General features: G+C 35.5%; 9 protein-coding genes and 1 tRNA gene. 7 read left to right on the top strand and 3 right to left on the bottom strand.

What is annotated here, in order from left to right; genetic code table 11:
* From rsmD to ACGH46_RS02690, 3 genes are all read left to right on the top strand, one after another.
* On the top strand, nt 1-564 hold the full coding sequence (rsmD, locus tag ACGH46_RS02700; protein WP_267351251.1) for a 16S rRNA (guanine(966)-N(2))-methyltransferase RsmD: 564 nt from the start codon (nt 1-3) through the stop codon (nt 562-564).
* The gene (locus ACGH46_RS02695; RefSeq protein WP_267351250.1) at nt 564-821 is read left to right on the top strand and encodes a DUF1145 domain-containing protein; all 258 of its coding nucleotides are present in this window, start codon (nt 564-566) and stop codon (nt 819-821) included. The genes rsmD and ACGH46_RS02695 overlap by 1 nt, the downstream gene beginning before the upstream one ends.
* A gap of 72 nt (nt 822-893) precedes the next feature.
* A tRNA-Gly gene (locus ACGH46_RS02690) sits at nt 894-969 on the top strand.
* A 269-nt stretch (nt 970-1,238) separates the two neighbouring features.
* On the opposite strand, the gene ACGH46_RS02685 is transcribed toward ACGH46_RS02690, so the two are convergent.
* From ACGH46_RS02685 to ACGH46_RS02675, 3 genes are read right to left on the bottom strand one after another with little or no spacing between them, the layout of a single operon-like run.
* A complete protein-coding gene (locus ACGH46_RS02685) occupies nt 1,239-2,594 on the bottom strand; it encodes a hypothetical protein (RefSeq protein WP_411603999.1) in 1,356 nt (451 codons plus the stop codon).
* A gap of 3 nt (nt 2,595-2,597) precedes the next feature.
* Complete coding sequence (locus tag ACGH46_RS02680) at nt 2,598-3,968, bottom strand: DUF6384 family protein (RefSeq protein ID WP_411603996.1); 1,371 nt, start codon at nt 3,966-3,968, stop codon at nt 2,598-2,600.
* Nucleotides 3,968-5,119 carry a hypothetical protein gene (locus ACGH46_RS02675; protein WP_267351245.1) on the bottom strand — a complete coding sequence of 384 codons (1,152 nt, stop codon included), beginning with the start codon at nt 5,117-5,119 and terminating at the stop codon, nt 3,968-3,970. The genes ACGH46_RS02680 and ACGH46_RS02675 overlap by 1 nt, the downstream gene beginning before the upstream one ends.
* 730 nt (nt 5,120-5,849) lie before the next feature.
* On the opposite strand from ACGH46_RS02675, the gene ACGH46_RS02670 reads away from it, so the two are divergent.
* The 4 genes from ACGH46_RS02670 (at nt 5,850) to ACGH46_RS02655 (ending at nt 18,939) form a co-directional block, all read left to right on the top strand.
* A complete protein-coding gene (locus ACGH46_RS02670) occupies nt 5,850-11,024 on the top strand; it encodes an autotransporter outer membrane beta-barrel domain-containing protein (RefSeq protein ID WP_411603993.1) in 5,175 nt (1,724 codons plus the stop codon).
* A 351-nt stretch (nt 11,025-11,375) separates the two neighbouring features.
* Complete coding sequence (gene sstT, locus ACGH46_RS02665) at nt 11,376-12,626, top strand: serine/threonine transporter SstT (protein WP_267351241.1); 1,251 nt, start codon at nt 11,376-11,378, stop codon at nt 12,624-12,626.
* Nucleotides 12,627-12,881: 255 nt separating this feature from the next.
* Nucleotides 12,882-13,487 carry a TetR/AcrR family transcriptional regulator gene (locus ACGH46_RS02660; protein WP_411603990.1) on the top strand — a complete coding sequence of 202 codons (606 nt, stop codon included), beginning with the start codon at nt 12,882-12,884 and terminating at the stop codon, nt 13,485-13,487.
* 406 nt (nt 13,488-13,893) lie between these two features.
* Nucleotides 13,894-18,939 (top strand): autotransporter outer membrane beta-barrel domain-containing protein, encoded by a 5,046-nt coding sequence (locus ACGH46_RS02655; RefSeq protein WP_411603987.1) that lies wholly within the window; start codon nt 13,894-13,896, stop codon nt 18,937-18,939.
* Nucleotides 18,940-19,200 lie beyond the last annotated feature (261 nt).

Genomic DNA, 19,200 nt, shown 5'->3' with positions numbered 1-19,200 from the left:
ATGAATGGTTCAATCAGAATAATTGGCGGAAAATGGCGAGGACGTAAATTAGCTGTACTTGACAAGCAAGGGTTGCGTCCGACCACAGATCGCATTAAAGAAACACTGTTTAACTGGCTAATGCCAGTTATTCATGACAGCACCTGTCTGGATTGTTTTTCAGGTAGTGGTTCATTGGGATTCGAAGCCGCTTCACGCGGGGCTAAAAGCGTGACGTTACTTGAAAAAGACAAGCAAGTCGCGAGCCAACTCAACAAAAATAAACAGCTCATAGCAAGTCATGCTATCGATATCTACCATACAGACACTTTAAATTGGTTGAATAAACCCGCCCAAAAAAAGTTTGATATCGTGTTCATCGATCCCCCCTTTCATCAAGGTTTAGTTGCCGATACGGTAAACTACCTTGAGAAAAATAACTGGCTAAACGCCTCATGCTACCTCTACATTGAGACAGAAATCGATCACAATGTATTAAGTTATATTCCGAATAACTGGCATTTACATCGCGAAAAAACCGCCGGTCAAGTTCATAGTTATCTATTTATACGAGAAGAAATTTGATGTTCATATTATTTGGTAAGATTTTTTATTCTATAGTTTGGCTATTTTTATTCGTCAATTTAATCCACCCCTACCCAACACCAGCCAATGTTGTTGCCTATGTAGGTTTACTCATTTTTACGCTTTTGCACGGTTTACAAGCTTGGATTCTTTACTCAACGATGACCAATCAAGAAAAGCGAGAGGATAAATTTAAACCACTTAGACTATTTATTTTTGGTTTTTTTGAATCACTTAGCTGGAAATATAAAAAATAGTTAAAAAAAAATCTTGCGACCTCAAAAATTTTTTGTATAATGCTCACCACTTCTTACGAAGAATTCCAAAAAGCGGGAATAGCTCAGTTGGTAGAGCGCAACCTTGCCAAGGTTGAGGTCGCGAGTTCGAACCTCGTTTCCCGCTCCAATTTCATCCTTATAAAAATTCTATACATACCCGTTTATTATATTATTTAATTGTGTTAATAATTATTACCCATTATATTGTCTGTGTAATTCCCTTTTGATAATCGTAGATGTTTTACTTATTAGTAAAGTGAAATGTACTTTGTCTTTTCTCAAAAGACAAACAAAAATAAAGCAAAATAAAAACTCAATTTATTTTGCCCTATATATCGTCGTATGCCTGCAATGCCAAGCGTTTGCTTTACTAATATTATTTTGTTTGCTAAACAACTAAAAACTATTTGTTGTTTTAAAACCACCTCCACCAGATGAGGAACTCGATCTAAATCCACTACTTCTTGAAGAAGAACTCCTTGACGAAGAACGGCTAGAAGATGAACTACTTACTGACCAACCTGAAGAATGCGTTTCTTGTCTGACTACTCTATAGGCTAACAGTGTTTGAATGATGCTTTCAGGAAAAACACGACTATTGAATAAGTTATTCAATAAATCATCAAGTTTTGATGATGATAGATTAAATTCATAAAGAGAACTCGGAATATTATTTTCTTTAAATATATAAAGTGCTTGTTCAAAGCGATGATAAGTATTCTCCAGTTCTCTAATCGTTTTTAGTAACGTGATAAGATAGGCTTCCGTATCCTTAATTTGTTGGTTTAGCTCTAAAATTCTTTCTAACAAAGCATCATCTTCTTTCGATTGAGTCTGCAAAGTTAAATCCGTTAACTTATTAAAAGTTTGTTCTTGGAACAATTTAGCAAGTTGATTTGAAATTGTCCTAAACTGAAAACTTTCGCCTTTTCGAACTTCTTCTAAGGTATTTTCAGTCTCCAGTTTTTGTTTTTTATAATCTGCTAAATCTTGCTCAGTTTGAGCTAATTCCATTTTTGTCTCGGGTAATTTTAAGCTTTTTTCAACTTTATATTCTTTTTGTTCTTTCTGTTTCGAAATTTGTTCGTAGACGTTTTTTTTATTTTCAAAACGCAATTTAGACTCTTTTATTAACGCCTCAAGTATTATCTGATTTTTGTAGTTTTCAGAAAAATTGACAAATCTGGCTACCCAAGCATCTAACTTACGAAATATCCCAAAAGCTTTATAATTACTTTCGCCAAATCGGCGATTAACCAAATAGTTGTAATAACGATTCTTATGATATTGTGCTAATTTGGTTAAAAATTCTTGTTTAGATGCATTATAGTTTTTTGTTTCGTTGGTTAACGCTAATTTAGCTTCGTTATAATGATTAAAAATCGAGACATAATCAGCATCACTTTCAAGTTGCATAATCTTCTTTGTTGTTAGCTCATCTAATCGCAACAGCACTTCTGCCATTTTTTGATTATAGTCTTCAATGACATGATCTAATTGACCCGATTTATCTTCTAAATTACGGCATAACTCTTGTAATTGTCGGATGAACTTTTGAATCTGAACATCATCATTTTTAGGCGATTCTAATAAATAAATCGTTGCTATCTTCTGATATTTTTCGACCTGTTCATTTTTCATATCCACAATTTTTTGACGAGAATCTTGCAACTCTTTTTTCGCTTTTGTTAATGAAACATTTACACCCGAAAGTTTATCCTCAATATTTCTTTCAATCTTTTTAGGTTGCATTTTTTACCACTCCAAAATCCGTCCTGACTTAACCGAATTTGGGCAAATAAACATTAAACGTCCTTTCGGTTTATTGCATAATTGGTTATTATCAATATGCCCATCATCAATTTTATCTGCTCTGACACTATTATAGGCTTTTTCAGTTACCTGTTGACCAAACATATCCACAAATTCTGTTTCGCCCGTTTCAATACTTTTTACCCATAACGAAGTGGTATCTCCATTAGGCAATGTTGGAGTAACAATAATGTACCAAGATTTTCCATTCGTGTTTTCATGTGTCCGCTCAACACCCGATTTATAATACGGGTTATCAACAATCGTTAACGTCAAATTAGTTTGAGCAAGCTTAAGATAATAAGCTATCATTTTTTGATAGTTTTCTACATTATCAAAACTGAGATTTTTTAAATCTGCTTGTAACACATCTTGTAATGCAAGCACAGGCCCCATATCCGAATCAGGCACATTAAGTGCTAAAAATTGATTATTATCAGCTTGGATTTTATTTGCTATCGCCTTCGCCCTATCAATAGAATTGTAGAGCATTTCAATTTGACTAAAATCGACAACCTGTTGTCCTTGATTCAGATTGTCAATAACTGAATCAACCGCATGTTGTAATACAGGATACTGCTTACTTTCCTTGATAAATTGGTCACTTTTAATTAATTCTGCTAATCGTCTATCATCTTCAAGCAATGTATTTAATGTTTTCATTTGCAAACGTATTTCAGATAATTTATCACTTACGGTAAGACTGGCTTGCTTAAATTTATTATATGTTTCTTGTTCACTTTCGGTAATAAAAGAACCAGCAACCGTTGGTTTAACCAACGTCGGAATTAAATCTTGATTAAGCAGACTTGCAATAGAAGCTTTTAATTTTTTGGCGGGAATCTGTGCATAATGAATAGGATAATTATCAATTTTGGTAAACTGATTTTCTAACTCAGTTAAGGTGTTTTTAGACATTAAAATCTGACTATAATAGTTATCGATGTTGGCTTTGATATCTTTTGTCACACTTAATTTACTGTAAACCACTATGACAGATAAAAACAAAATAACACCGACAACTATTGATATCGCCTTTCTTTTAATATAACAGAGTACCAACAAATGCTGAAACCAAGAACGCTTAGGAGCATTAAAACGTAATCGATGATCAAACCATCGATTAATGCCTTCTTCAATGATTTGATTATCGACAATTTGCCCTTTAGCTTGATAGTAGGATTTAATACTTTCTTTTAAATTACTCCGTAATTTATCGCGATCCAAATGCTCAAGTAACAGTTGCTGTTTTTGGTAAAGCTCATCAATTATTGCCATTGCACCTAATTGATCACTCAGTTTAATATCCTGCATCAACCCTCAACCTTCAAAATGATATTATTAAAGCGTTGTTTTCCTTCTTCAACAATCCGATCTATTTCTTTGGCGTTATCAATCGACTCATTTCTGAGTTCTGCAATTAATTGTTGGCTTGATTCTTGGTAATTTACAATTGATTCGACCAAAGCTCGCAATGAATCCGCTTTAATGGTTGAGCCATAACCTGCTTTTAAACCTTCTTCTAGTTGTTTATTACCAGAAGTCGCAATGCTTTCAATACCTTTACTCATACCTTCTTTCATTGCCTCTAAGGTTTTCGTACTTTCACTTAATCCTGTTAATGAAGTAATTGAAGCACTTAAAGCAGTAAATACAATTTCGTTGGTTGAAAAAAAGCTAACACTTTGTTGATAAACACGTTCTTTCACAGAAGTGGTTTGCTGTAATCGGGCAAAGACTGCTTCGGCAGAATTATAAGAAACAGTTAAATTATTGGCGAGATCTAACACAATTTGATAACGACTATCTTCTTGTTGAACATTACGTAATGCTTCATCTCGTAAAAGTTCTAGACGAGCACGTGCGACAGGATCATCAACATTGAAATTATCAACTTCAGCAATAGCCTCTGTTAATTTTTGTTTGCAGTCATCAAGGCGAGCAGTAGCAATTTGCAATACTTCGTGCGCAACAATTTGAGCTTGTTTTAAGCCAAAACGGAAATCTTGATAAGCATTTAAAATAACATGTTCACGTTGAACCTGATTGCCAGTTTCTTTCGAAACCTCTAAATAGGTTTTCTTAATCAAGTTAAATCGATCTGGAATAGAACCGCGTTGAAAGGTCATCCAACCCATTTTGATTTTTTCGATAAAATCTAATTTACCGTCATCTAGCCAACCCAACATTTTTTCCATATCCGTACGAATACTGTCAAAATGGCTGACAATTTTGGTATAGCGATCTGAAACGTGTACACCGTCTATTTGCTCCCGAACCACTTCATTAAATGCACTTTGCTGTTGAAGTGTTCGCGCAATGGCAATAATACGATTTTTATCAATTTCAGCAATATTATCTAATAGTTTTAAAATCGGCGCATCGGCTTGAGGTTTAATCATAATTCCGATTTTATTTAACAATTGTACAGCTCTATCTACATATGAAACAACCTGACTAGACATCCTTTTTATTCCTTTAACCATTTTATCTTTAATATTAATCGCTTAAGCGAGCTGATTGAATTATATCTTAATAAAAAACTAATCACAATTTGAGATTAGTTTTAATTAAAGGTTAATAATTCAAATTTAATAATAAAAACGCAACCCCCGTTTTTGGCATAATATTCCCAATATATTTCAAAAATATGAGCAAAGATGTAATTTATGTTTTGACATATCGCCATTTTGAGAATGGGAGTAATTGGCTATCGCTGACAATAAGGTTGCAGTTAATTTTTTTATAAAAAAATGACTAAGAAAATGGATTCAATCTATTGGATAAAAAAATAAACTATTTAAATGAATATCAAAAGTAAACAATTTAACTAATCATGATTGCTTATTTTTTGATTGCCAATTTTATTGCTATATGGTAAAAAAAGCTTAGTTACTTCTTTTTTAGTTTTATTTTTTTAAGTAAAAAAACAAACAAATTACAATTTTACACTTTCCCATTTTTAGTAATATAAACTGTTTTCATATTTAGCATTAACAATATTCTGTTGCTAGTCAAAAAAATCGTTTCCAATTATTAGTTATATAAATAGGTATATGTTCAAAAAATTAAGCGTTACTTTGTTTTTTAACATAATTGCCAGATTCACGTAATGAGTTCTCAGCTGTCATTTTCAACTATTTGCTCTGTCGATTCAGAGTTCTGTTTAATTGTTAATATAAATGAGAGATTACCATGAATAAAATATATAAGTTGGTATGGAATGCACAGCGTCAAGCTTTTATCGTAACTTCAGAAAAAGCACAATCTAAGAGTAAATTATTTTTCACCAATTTACTGTCAATAACAACATTAACGTTAGCCTCGATTTCCATAAGCTATGCACAATGTATTGATAATCTTTCAGACATTAATACGAATTGCCAGCAGCAGAGTGATCAACAACCATACGACAATCATCAAGTTAGCCAGCAAACTCCAAAATATTTTCAATATCCTTACTCAATAACTAATTTAAACAATTCGGTGGAAATCACACTGCCAAATCATATTGAATCGAATGACGATGGTTATGATTACTCAAGTAGTTCTGATGTCGATAATTTAACTGTGAATCAGCCAGCGGGTGAAATCATTGGCGGTAAATATGGCATTAACATCAATCATAATGGTAAAGGCTCTACAAATCTTACCATTTCTGGCAGTGTTATTGGAAAGACAAATGCGGGGATACAAGTCACACATGCAATTGATGCCCAAGATTTAAATATTACAGAATTAGTTGGTGCTAATATTCATGGACAAGAATTTGGTATCCAGGCAATAAATAACGGGCGTGGGGTAACAACAATTACCACCTCAGAATCCGTGATCGCTGATAAGGGGATTGCTATTAATGTGGAAAATAACGTTGATACTAAAGGTTTAAATATCACGCAATCGGCTGGCGTCATTCATGGTATATTAGCGATTAGAGCTATGCATAATGGTAAAGGTTCATTGAACATCTCAACATCGGGAGAAGTCATTTCTGACTCAGGAGATGGAGTCTACGGAATCAACAATTCAAACGCAAGTGATATTACTATTGGTCAATATGGCGGTTCAATCAAAGGTGCTCTAAATGGGATTTTTGCTAATAATGCAGGCAACGGTTCAACTACAATCACAACGGCTGGAAACATAACAGCACAAACACAATATGGCATATTCGCTCATAATGATTACAATACTCATGATTTAACAGTTACCCAGTCTAATGGACATATCACTAGTCAATCCCACGGTATGAAATTGGAAAACTATGGTAATGGTTCAACAGTCGTAACCACGTCAGGGGATATTATTAGTCAGGAAGGAGATGGGATATTAATCGATAATTTAAACAATACCAAAAAACTTACATTTAACCAATTAAAAGGCAGTATAACTGGCTATCATCAAGGTATTAATTTAATCCACACTGGTAATGATGCTATGTCAATTACAGCCAATGGGGATATTATTGGTCAACAATCAAATGGTATAGCCGCTTTTGGCGCTGCAAATACTCAAGAATTAACTATCAATCAATTGAAAGGCAATATTATTGGTTCCACTATTGGTATTTTTGCTCAAAATGGCGGCACAAATTCAACACTGATAACCACTTCTGGCAACGTGACAGGACAAAATTTAAGCGGAATATCTGTTCAGAATAATACTAATACGCATGATATCACCATTAACCAAGCATCCGGTACAATCCATGGGAATTTAAATGGGATTGAAACTTTCAATATGGGTAATGGCACAACGTTAATTACAACTGCAGGTGAAATAACCTCAAGCTCATCAAGTGGTATCTATTCGATAAATTATAACAATGCGAAAGATATTAATTTGATTCAGTCACTTGGAAACATTTCTGGAAAAAACTATGGTGTTTATCTTGATAATAACGGTAATGGTTCAAGCTCTATCACTGTAGCTGGCAACGTTACTGGCGGTAGTAAAGATGGTTTATTTGTTAATAATCATACTAATACTAAAAATCTAACCGCTAAACAATCTTCGGGTATGATTCAAGGAAAAGAGAATGGTATCAATTATAACAATTCTGGTAATGGCTCAACCTATATAACAACTTCAGGCAGTGTAAGTGGTGAAGAAAATGATGGTATATATGCAATTAACGATATTCATACACATGATTTGAATGTTATGCAAACGAAAGGTAGCATTAATGGATATCTAAATGGAATCAATATACAAAATAAAGGCAGTGGCTCAACATCAATAATTTCATCGGGTGATGTGGTTGGTAGCCAAAAAAATGGTATTCATGCATTAAATGATCAATCAAGTACTAACTTTGTTGTTTCGCAAACATCGGGATTGATTAAAGGATTAATTTATGGCGTTTACATTGAAAATAATGGAACAGGATCAACATCAATTAATACATCTGGAGATATTGTTGGCGGTCAAGAAGACGGCCTTTATGCAGTAGGAAATGATAATACACAAGAAATAAAAATTGGTCAATTAGACGGCAATATCACAGGATCAAATCATGGCATTAATATTTTAAATAATGGTCAAAATTCCAGTACCATTACCACATTAGGTAAGGTTAATGGATTAGAAGGTCATGGTATTAATGCTATCAATAATTCTCATGCTAAAGATCTGACCGTGATTCAATCATCTGGCGAAATTAATGGTAAATTAAATGGCATAAAAATGCTCAACAATGGAACACGTTCAACCCTAGTCAGTATAGCCAGTAACGTTACCGGTAACTCGCTTGATGGAGTAGAAGTTATAGGACAGTCTTCAACCAATAATTTGATATTTGGACAGATAAAAAACAGTGAAATTAAGGGATATATTAACGGCGTTAATTTATTAAATAATGGACAAGGTTCAACAGGATTAAAAGTGGCAGGGAAAATAAATAGCCAAACCCGAGATGCTGTCCTTGTGGTTAATGATACCAACACGAACAATCTTTCGTTTAAACAAGAGAAAGAAGGCAATATAGAAGGCGCTTTAAATGGTGTTTACCTCACCAATCAGGGACGTGGATTTACGCATATTGTTAATGAAGGTTCAATTCTTTCTAATGGTGGTAATGGTATTTTCGTGGTAAATAAAAATTTGACACAAAGCCTCAAAATTGAATCGTCTGGTAATATTAAAAGTTTTGATAATGGTATTAATGCCTTAAATGAAGGAAAAGGCTTTACTTCATTATTATCTTCATCAAATATTACAGCTAATATGGGTTCAGGAATTCTTTTAATTAATAGAGGAACAGCAACCGATATGACCATTAATCAATTAAATGGTGTAATCTCGGGTTTTGATAGTGGTATTAAAGCGATAAATAATGGTACAGGCTTCACGCAAATTGATATATCGGGCAAAGTGATTAGCCAAGATAATATATCTGGGAATGGTATTTATACTTCAGGTAAAGAAAATGCGAAAACCTATATTAATCTTAATCAAGGTGCTGATGTTTCATCAGCAAATAATATTGCGATAAGAAATGAATCAACCGATTCCATCGTCTCACTAAATAATGGTTCTAAAGTAAGTGGAGAAATCAGATTAGGTTCGGGCAATGATACCTTGATCATGAATCAAGGTGCCGATATTTCTGCACTCACTATCATTGATGGTAGCGAGAAAAAAAATCAAATCAGGCGCGCATCTGAACTTGATACGCTCATACTGAATTTACATCTTACAGGTTCTTCAACCTCTGATGGTGCCATTAATAATGTTGCTATTTATAATTGGGAAGATATTACACTTAAAAATACAGGTAGATTAACATTAACCGGTGATCTTAACACCAACAAGCTAACGCTTGAATCTGGTGCTGTAGTTGACCTGCACCCTTCTCTTCATCAAGTTAAAGTTAATGGTAACGTCTACAATGGTGGAACAATCACTTTAAGCAACACTTTTGCCGGCGATAACATGACAATAAGTGGTGATTACATAGGTAATAATGGTAAATTAATACTCGACACCGTTGTTCAAGATAGTAATAGTCCAACAGATAAATTGATTGTAAACGGTAACACATCGGGCAATACATTTATCAGCATCAATAATGTTAATGGATTAGGTGCGGATACAGGTAATACCAATGGCATTGAAGTCGTTCATGTTGATGGTACGAGTACGAATGATGCATTTAGCATTGAAAATCAACATATCGATGTGGGTGCTTACGAATATATCCTATATAAAGGCGATATTAATAAACAAAATAATAATTGGTATTTACGATCATTTTTGATTAAAGATCCAGAGCAACCAATCAATCCGGACAACCCAACCAACCCCGAAAATCCGACTAATCCAACTAATCCGGATAACCCGAACAATCCAGATAACCATACAGAACCTACCGACCCGATTATCGACCCTGACCCGCAAGATCCTAATGTAACCCCTGGAACAATAACATACCGAAAAGAAGTCCCAATGTTTGCTGCCATTCCCGCCCTATTACGTCAAGCTGATAATATTATGCAAGGCAATATGCACCAACGTATCGGCAATACGCCATTTTTAGATTCACCGATGACTTGGGGCCGATTCATCAATAAACGGATCAATTTACAACAGAGCGGTATAGCTAACGCGCATAGCAAAGGAAATTATACAGGCTTACAGTTAGGTAGTGATATTTTGCAGAATAAAGAATGGCGTATGGGGGCTTATTTTGGTTATTTGCGTGGAGATTTAAGTGTTGATGGCTTTGCGAGTGGCAAAAATGGTCGAGTGGGGAGTAACAAAATCGATTCATACTTTTTAGGTGCATATGGTACCTATATGCAAGACAATGGCACATATGTGGATATTGTTTTACAAGGTGCGCATCATCATACCGATGTAAAACCGAATGGAAATAAAAACAGCAAACAAAAAGGATACGGTTTCAGTGCATCGATCGAAACAGGCAAACCCTTTAACTTATCGGATAGTGGCTGGAAGTTAGAACCACAAGCTCAAATCATTCACCAATGGTTAAATTTGGATGATAGTCATGTGAGTGGAAACACTAAAATTAAACAAAGTCATATCAATAAATGGTTATTCCGTGTTGGTGGTCGATTTGAAGGTCTATTCCAAACCGAAACCGGTATTTTACGTCCCTATGCAAGGGCGAATTTATTCTATTCACCTAATGGTGCCGATCGTATTAACTTTGCCAGCCAGAGTGCATCAACAAAATTCAGTAATGGCGCAAAATACCTCAGCTCAGAAATTGCACTCGGTGGCAGTTATGAATTAAACAATCAAATGAGTATTTACACTGAAGTTGGGCATACGTGGACTAATGGCGGAAAAGCGAGAGTTAAAGCGCCATTCAGTAGTTCAATAGGTATTAAAGCCAACTGGTAATATTACTGAGCATCCTAATTTAAAAACAGATAAAACCGATAACATTGTTGCTATCGGTTTTATCTTGAAATTTGTTTACTACTTTTATAATTTAGCCCCAATCATTCATCCAATCACGCTTACAAATCGATAAAAACTAAAAATACATTTTTAGACTTTGTGATATTAATTATCATCTTCTAGCAACGATTTAAATCGCTTTCACATCACTGCGTAATTAATCTTAATAATTATCTCAAGCGCTATATAAAAAAACATTATGATAATGATTATTTTCTATAAAGATACTAATGAATTATGGTACTGTTTCGGCTTGTTATACAGATTTTGTTTCAAAATAGGAAAACAATTATGAGTCAATCATCCAATCCATTAGTTCGTTTCTATCTGAAAGTGGGATTAATACCACAGATACTATTAGGATTAATTTTAGGCATTATTTTGGCTGCCGTCTCAAAAGAAACCGCCTTAGATATGTCTTTGATTGGAGAACTATTTATCAATGCGCTTAAATCCGTTGCGCCAATATTAGTTTTGATTCTCGTTATTGCCTCAATTGCCAATCACCAACAAGGCAAGCAAGCAAACATGAAACCCTTAATTGCACTTTATTTGACTGGAATGATGTTAGCAGCATTATTAGCCACGGTTGCCAGCTTTCTATTTCCATCGCAAATCTCATTTGGTGATACACTTGAAAATTTAACCTTTACTCCACCTAATGGCATTTCTGCGGTATTAAAAACCTTATTAGAAAAGATGATCGATAATCCAGTTAGTGCCCTTATCAACGCCAACTATATTGGCTTAATTATATGGGGTGTGGGCATTGGTTTAGCCTTAAGGCACTCAAGTGAAACAACCAAAACCATGATGAGCGATTTATCTTATGCTATCTCATTTATTGTGAGAATTATCATCCGTTTTGCGCCCTTAGGTGTATTTGGACTTGTAGCATCAACACTGGCAAAAACAGGCTTTGGCGAATTATTAAAATATGCGCATTTACTGATTGTATTAGTTGCTTGTATGCTAATTGTTGCATTAGTGATTAATCCCCTACTCGCATTTCTGGTTATGCGTAAAAACCCTTATCCATTAGTATTTACATCTTTAAAAGAAAGTGCGATCCCCGCCTTTTTTACCCGTAGCTCTGCCGCCAATATTCCTGTTAATATTGAAATTTGTAAAAAATATAAAATGGATGAAGATACCTATTCGGTTGCTGTGCCACTTGGTGCTGCGATTAATATGTCTGGGGCGGCAATCACCATAACCGTTCTGACACTTGCCACTGTCAACTCAATGCCAGCAAGTGCGAATATCCATGTCGATATCTACTCCGCACTTTTACTCTGTATTATTACTTCTATATGTGCTTGTGGTGCATCTGGTATTGCCGGTGGCTCACTGCTTCTTATTCCGGTTGCCTGTAGTATGTTTGGCATACCGAATGAAATTTCAGCAAATGTAATTGGTATTGGCATTGCAATAGGTGTCATTCAAGACTCCGTTGAAACCGCATTAAACTCATCCAGTGATGTGGTGTTTATCGGTGCTGTATCATCAGCAGCGCAAAAGAAACAATCGGCATTAAATTAACATCTTATTTTTTAATGAAGGATTATTTAAACAATCAGTTAATCAAACAAAATACTTCACTGCTTCAATACCTCCCAAAAGCATGATAATCTAACCATTATCATGCGAAGCGTTGAAAGTCACATTTTAACAATGTTATGTGACACCTTTCATTTTGGTGTCTATAACCTACATGCACAATAAGATTGCTTTTATCAAAACGACTCATTATTATGAGAATCTTTTTAACAATTTGACAACCCCCTATAAATCACTATGTCAACACAGTTATTCTCAAAAAAAGGTAACGACACTAAAGCAGCATTGATCCGTAGTGGCATGGCGTTAATGACAACTTATGGCTACCTATCCTCAAATCTAGAAAGTATATTGAAACAGGTTGGTGTACCCAAAGGGTCATTTTATTACTACTTCAAAAGTAAAGAAGATTTTGGGCGAGCCATTATCGCGTCTTATGATAGCTTTTTTAGTCATAAATTAGATAAACATCTAACCGACAGCTTGATATCATCACCACTCGCTAGAATCAAAGCTTTTTATGAAGATGCTAAACAAGGCATGGCAAAATATGATTTTAATCGTGGTTGCTTAATTGGCGAACTAATCCAAGAAGAATCGTTATTACCGGAAGGGTATGCACAACTACTTGAACAGATTTTACAAAATTGGCAGACCAAACTAGAACACTGTTTATTACAGGCACAACAATGCGGAGAACTGAGTTCAGCGGTAAACTGTAAAGCCCTTGCAGAATTTTTTTGGATTGGATGGGAAGGCGCCGTAACTCGGAGTAAATTAATAAAAAAATCGGCACCTTTAGATCTGTTTATTCAACTTTTTTTAGATAAAATAATTCAATAATACCAATGGTTAATTTTGATTTATTCCCTCCTAACCAATTCATGTTACGCACGCTTAAATAACCTTTAAAAGACAATTTATATTATTTTGATTGCCTATCACTAGGCAATATGATACAAATAATAGCGAATTATCGTACTATCTTTTCAAGCAAAAAATAATCGATAAATTCAATATACAATCTTTCCACCTTGTACTTCGTTTCATCATTTTATTTGTAAATAACGCAATTTTATTTTTATTCATAAACATCTTTACATAATGCATTAAATTTTCATAAGTTTTTTGTATCTCGTTACAATAAAAACAAAATATTCGTTGGTTAATTTTCTATCAGCATTTTCATTTAAATTACAAGCTATATTTTACATAAATATAAATATCTCTGATTAAGTGAGAGGAAATAATGAACAAAATTTATAGGCTTATTTGGGATGCAGTACGTCAAAGTTATGTACCAACTTCGGAAAATACCCAATCAAAAGGTAAAAGTTTTTCGGTCAAATTGCTTACTGTTGTCAGTTTGAGTTTTGTATTAACACATTACAGTTATGCAAGTGACACGGCAAACGATTTAAATAATGCAATTGCTACACAAAAACATAATATTAATCAATCATTAAACTTGCCATACAGCGGTAATCCTCTACAGAATTTTATTAATCACAGCGCTGGCATAAGTATTTTTGCCACCTCAAAAAACATCACTATATCAAACGATATTACCAACTCGAATGATGGATACGATTACACAACCGACAGTAACACCAGTGATTTTACTTTTAACCAAGCGGCTGGCTCCATAACTGGTGAAGCCAGTGGAGTGAATATTACTCACGGCGGTATTGGTTCAAGTAACATCATGCTATCAGGCGTGATTACAGGAAAAGCTCAGAATGGGCTCGCGGTAAACAATACCGAAACCACAAAAGATTTAAAAGTATCACAAATGGGTAACAGTAGCATTCAGGGTAAAAAAAATGGGATCAAAGTCGAGAATAAAGGTAACGGAACCACAACACTAACCACTTCTGGACGCGTTGTTGGTGAAGCAGCCAACGGAATACAAGCTGATAATGCGACAAGTGCAAAGGATCTTAAGGTTATCCAACTGATAGGAAGTATATCGGGCAGAACAAATGGTATTTATGCAAACAATAGCGGAACGGGCTCGACAACGGTCACTACCTCTGGCGAAGTCATTGGTAGCCAACATGAAGGAATTTACATATTTAATGATACCACAGCCAAAGACATCACCGTTACACAAATGAATGGCAGTAGTATTAAAGGCCACGCAAATGGTGTCAATATTATAAACAGCGGTATAGGATCGACGTTGATTAATGCATCAGGAAGTGTTGAAGGTCAAACAGCAAATGGCATGTTTGTCGTCAACAAAGAACATACAGAAGATCTCACCGTTAACCAATTAGAAGGCACGATTCATGGTAGTACAAATGGTATTAACATGACAAATAATGGTAACGGTTCAACACTGGTCACGACTTCAGGTGATGTCATTGGTGATCAAAATGACGGGTTATTCAATGCTAATCATGCCAATGCCCATGACCTCACACTTAATCAGTTATCCGGCAAGATTCAAGGTAAGCAAAACGGGATCAATATGGCGAATAATGGTAAAGGCTCAACCTTTATCACCACCTTAGGTAATATTATTGGTACTGAAAATGATGGGCTATACTCCTATAACGGTAACAATACGCATGACCTTACTGTGCATCAATCTGGGGGCACTATAAATGGCAAGCTTAATGGCATCAATCTTGCCAACCAAGGAAACGGATCAACCACCATTAACTCAGTGGGTGATGTCATAGGCGAAAATAATGATGGCATGTATGTGGCGAATGATGTCAACACGCAAGATCTGACGATTAAACAAAACGGTGGCAAAATCAGTGGCAATACGAACGGGATTAATCTTGCTAATAAAGGAAAGGGATCCACATTCATAACCACACAAGGAAAAGTGTTAGGCAACCAAAATGATGGTATGTTTGCCCTTAATGATACTACCACTCAGCATCTCACCGTCGAACAATCAGACGGAAGTATTCAAGGTAATAAAAATGGCATAAACATGGCGAATAAAGGCAATGGCTCGACCCAAATTACCACATCGGGTGAAGTCATTGGGAAAAATAATGATGGTATGTATGCCTTTAATGATATCAACACACAAAACATCACCGTCAACCAAAAAGGTGGAAAAATTTCTGGTAATTTAAATGGAATAAACATGGCCAATAGCGGTAAAGGTTCAACCACTATTACCACCTCAGGCGAAGTATTAGGCAATAATAACGACGGTTTATATGCGGCGAATCAATCAAACACTCAAAATTTATCTATTACACAATCGGCAGGCATCATTAACGGGAATGCCAATGGGATCAACATTGCCAATCATGGCAATGGATCGACTTCTATTTCAACATCAGGCGTGATAAAAGGACAGAAAAATGACGGTATGTACGCCTTAAATGGCGCCAATTCACATGATCTAACCGTTAAGCAATCATCAGGAAATATTTATGGTGCATTAAACGGTATCAATATGGCAAACAGTGGTCTTGGTGAAACCAACATTACCACGTCGGGAGATGTAATCGGTGCAAAATACGATGGGTTATATGCTGTTAACGATGTCCATACAACAGATATGAAGATAAATCATATACAAGGTAACATTACAGGCCAAAAAAACGGTATTAATATTACTAACAAAGGTGAAGGGTCATCTTATATAACATTAACCGGTAATGTAACCGGTTCAACTTATGATGCAATCGTTGCTTCAAATGATTCAACCGCTAATGATTTATCAGTAATACTTGATAATAATGCCACCATTACAGGACAACTCAATGGCATCAATTTAGTGAATAAAGGTCGTGGTTCAACCTCTATTAACATTAATGGATCTGTCCTAAGCCATTCTTTAGATGCAATCATTGTGGCTAATGATGTTACAACAAAAGATCTGATCTTTTCGCTCCAAAATCAGGCACATATTCAAGGAAGTAAAAATGGGATCAATCTGACTAACCAAGGATTAGGATCGACAAGCATTACTGTCGAAGGTAACATTCAAGCAGGGCGTGGAGATGCGATCTCAGCGTCCAATAAAAATAAAGCTCAACATTTATATATTGAACAAAAGGCAACCAGTAGCGTAACCAGTTCAGATAATGGTATCAATGTGAGTAATTTAGGAACAGGGATTTCATCTATTACTGTATCAGGAAATATTAATGGTGATAACGGTTCGGGAATACTAGTTAAAAACGGCAATACATCAAGCGATCTCATCTTATCCCAAACGGCTGGTAGCATAATTGGACTAAATAGTGGGATTAATGTCACCAATAACGGGACAGGCATAACTAAAATTGATATCGCAGGCACGGTAGTTGGTAAGGGGCAAAATCAACTTAACCTTCCTGGTGCTGGCATTTACTCATCAGGTAATGTTGGGACAAAAACCTATATCAATCTTAATGCAGGATCGGATGTTTCAGCCCTAATAGGCGCATCAATTAAAAATGAAATTAGTGATGCGATAATTACCCTTAATGATGGTTCAAAAATCAGTGGACAAATCCTACTTGGAACGGGTAATGATACTCTCACCATACATAAAAATGCGAATATTACCGACCTCACGATTATTGATGGCGGTAGTGATACAATGCGCAGTTCACAATCATCGTCAACCGATACACTGAATCTTTACCAAGATATGACAGGATCATCAACAAGTACGGGGCGTAGTGGCGATGTATCTGTGCTAAATTGGGAAAATATCAATGTAGGGCAAGCGATAACATTTACATTAACAGGCGATTTAGATACTCAAAACCTTACCTTAAACGCTGATTCTGTTTTGAAATTACAAACATCATTAAATCAAGCTACGGTAAACGGTACCATCAATAACGCAGGTACCATAACGCTGAGTAATTCAAAGGCTGGCGAAAATTTAATAATTAACGGTGACTATGTCGGCAACAATGGTAAATTAATACTGGATACCGTGGTACAAGGTAGTGAAAGTGATACCGATAGATTAAATGTGAATGGTCATGTAACTGGACAAACACAATTACAGATAAATAATGTCAATGGAATTGGGGCGGACACCACAAATACAAATGGCATTAAAGTGGTAAATGTGACCGGTAGTAGTACCAATGACGCATTCAATCTTCAAGGTGGACATTTAGATGTCGGCGCTTTCGAATATTATCTTTATAAAGGTGATCTCAATAAGCAAAATGATAATTGGTATTTACGCTCCTATTTAGACAACATAAATGAAGATCAAAATACCGACAAGAATAATACTCATTCAAAGAATGAAGAAAATAACTCGGATAAAACTGATTCTAACAATGATGAAAATAATCACGATTTGAACCCTATTATTGATTCAAATCATCAGAAAGAAGAAAAGCATAATACCAACAACAAACGCTTAACTTACCGAAAAGAAGCCCCACTTTATTCAGCGGTGAGTGAGCAATTACGTCAAGCGGATATTATCATGCTCAGCAATCTACACCAACGCATAGGTAATACGCCAAGCAACGATGTCACTAACACATGGGGTAGATTCATTGCAGCACGCAAAGATATCAAACAAAACGGCGTATTAAATACTCACAGCAAAGGAAATTACACTGGTTTACAATTAGGTAGTGATATCTGGCAAGATAATGATTGGCGTATAGGCGCTTATTTTGGTTACCTATACGGTGACTTAAAAGTTAACGGGTTTGCTAGTGGTATAAATGGACATGTTGGAAAAAATACGACTGACACGTATTTTATTGGTGCTTATGGGACTTACACGCATGATGACGGCAGTTATCTGGATTTAGTGGTGCAAGCTGCACGACATAAAGTCAATATCAAACCAAACAGTAACACCAACAGCAAACAAAAAGGCTATGGCGCCACCGCTTCAATCGAATTAGGTAAACCGTTTACATTCAGTGATATGGGTTGGAAGCTAGAGCCTCAAGTACAGATTATACACCAATGGCTCGATTTAGATAAAAGCCATATAAAAGGTAACACAACCGTCAAACATAGTAATAATAATGCTTGGCTATTCCGTATTGGGGGTAGAATCGAAAACGATTTTGCTCTGGATTTTGGCACGTTACGACCCTATGCGCGAGTAAACCTGTTCTATTCGCCAAATGGTGCTGATCGTACCCACTTTGCTACACCAAGTTACACCAAGACAATCCGTAGTGGTGCGTCACATACCAGTACTGAATTAGCGATTGGTGGAAGCGTTGACATCAACACGCAATTTACCGCCTACGGTGAATTGGGTCACACTTGGTCAAATGGTGGCAATGCCAGAGTCAAAGCCCCAATAAATGGGTCAATAGGCCTCAAAGCCAACTGGTAAATTAATATAACAACCCCATTAAAACCGATATTGGTGATCAAACAAATATCGGTTTTTTTATATTTAAACCGTTATACAAGTTTAGGCTGACTAAAATAAGCGTAAAATTAACCCCATTAGTTAATACGATTGATGGCAATTTTAACGCATCAATAGCTTGATTAATATCTGTTGCAATAGACTAGACAATCGGTCTATAATTTTTAGACCGACTGTCTAGCAACATTAAATCAGCCTGTTCACTGACTACCTGTTCTACCA

The sequence above is a fragment of the Gilliamella sp. CG22 genome (assembly GCF_046635725.1).
Taxonomy (GTDB): domain Bacteria; phylum Pseudomonadota; class Gammaproteobacteria; order Enterobacterales; family Orbaceae; genus Gilliamella; species Gilliamella apicola_I.
Note: the sequence above shows the minus strand (reverse complement) of the source record. Positions and strands in the feature narration are given on the sequence as shown.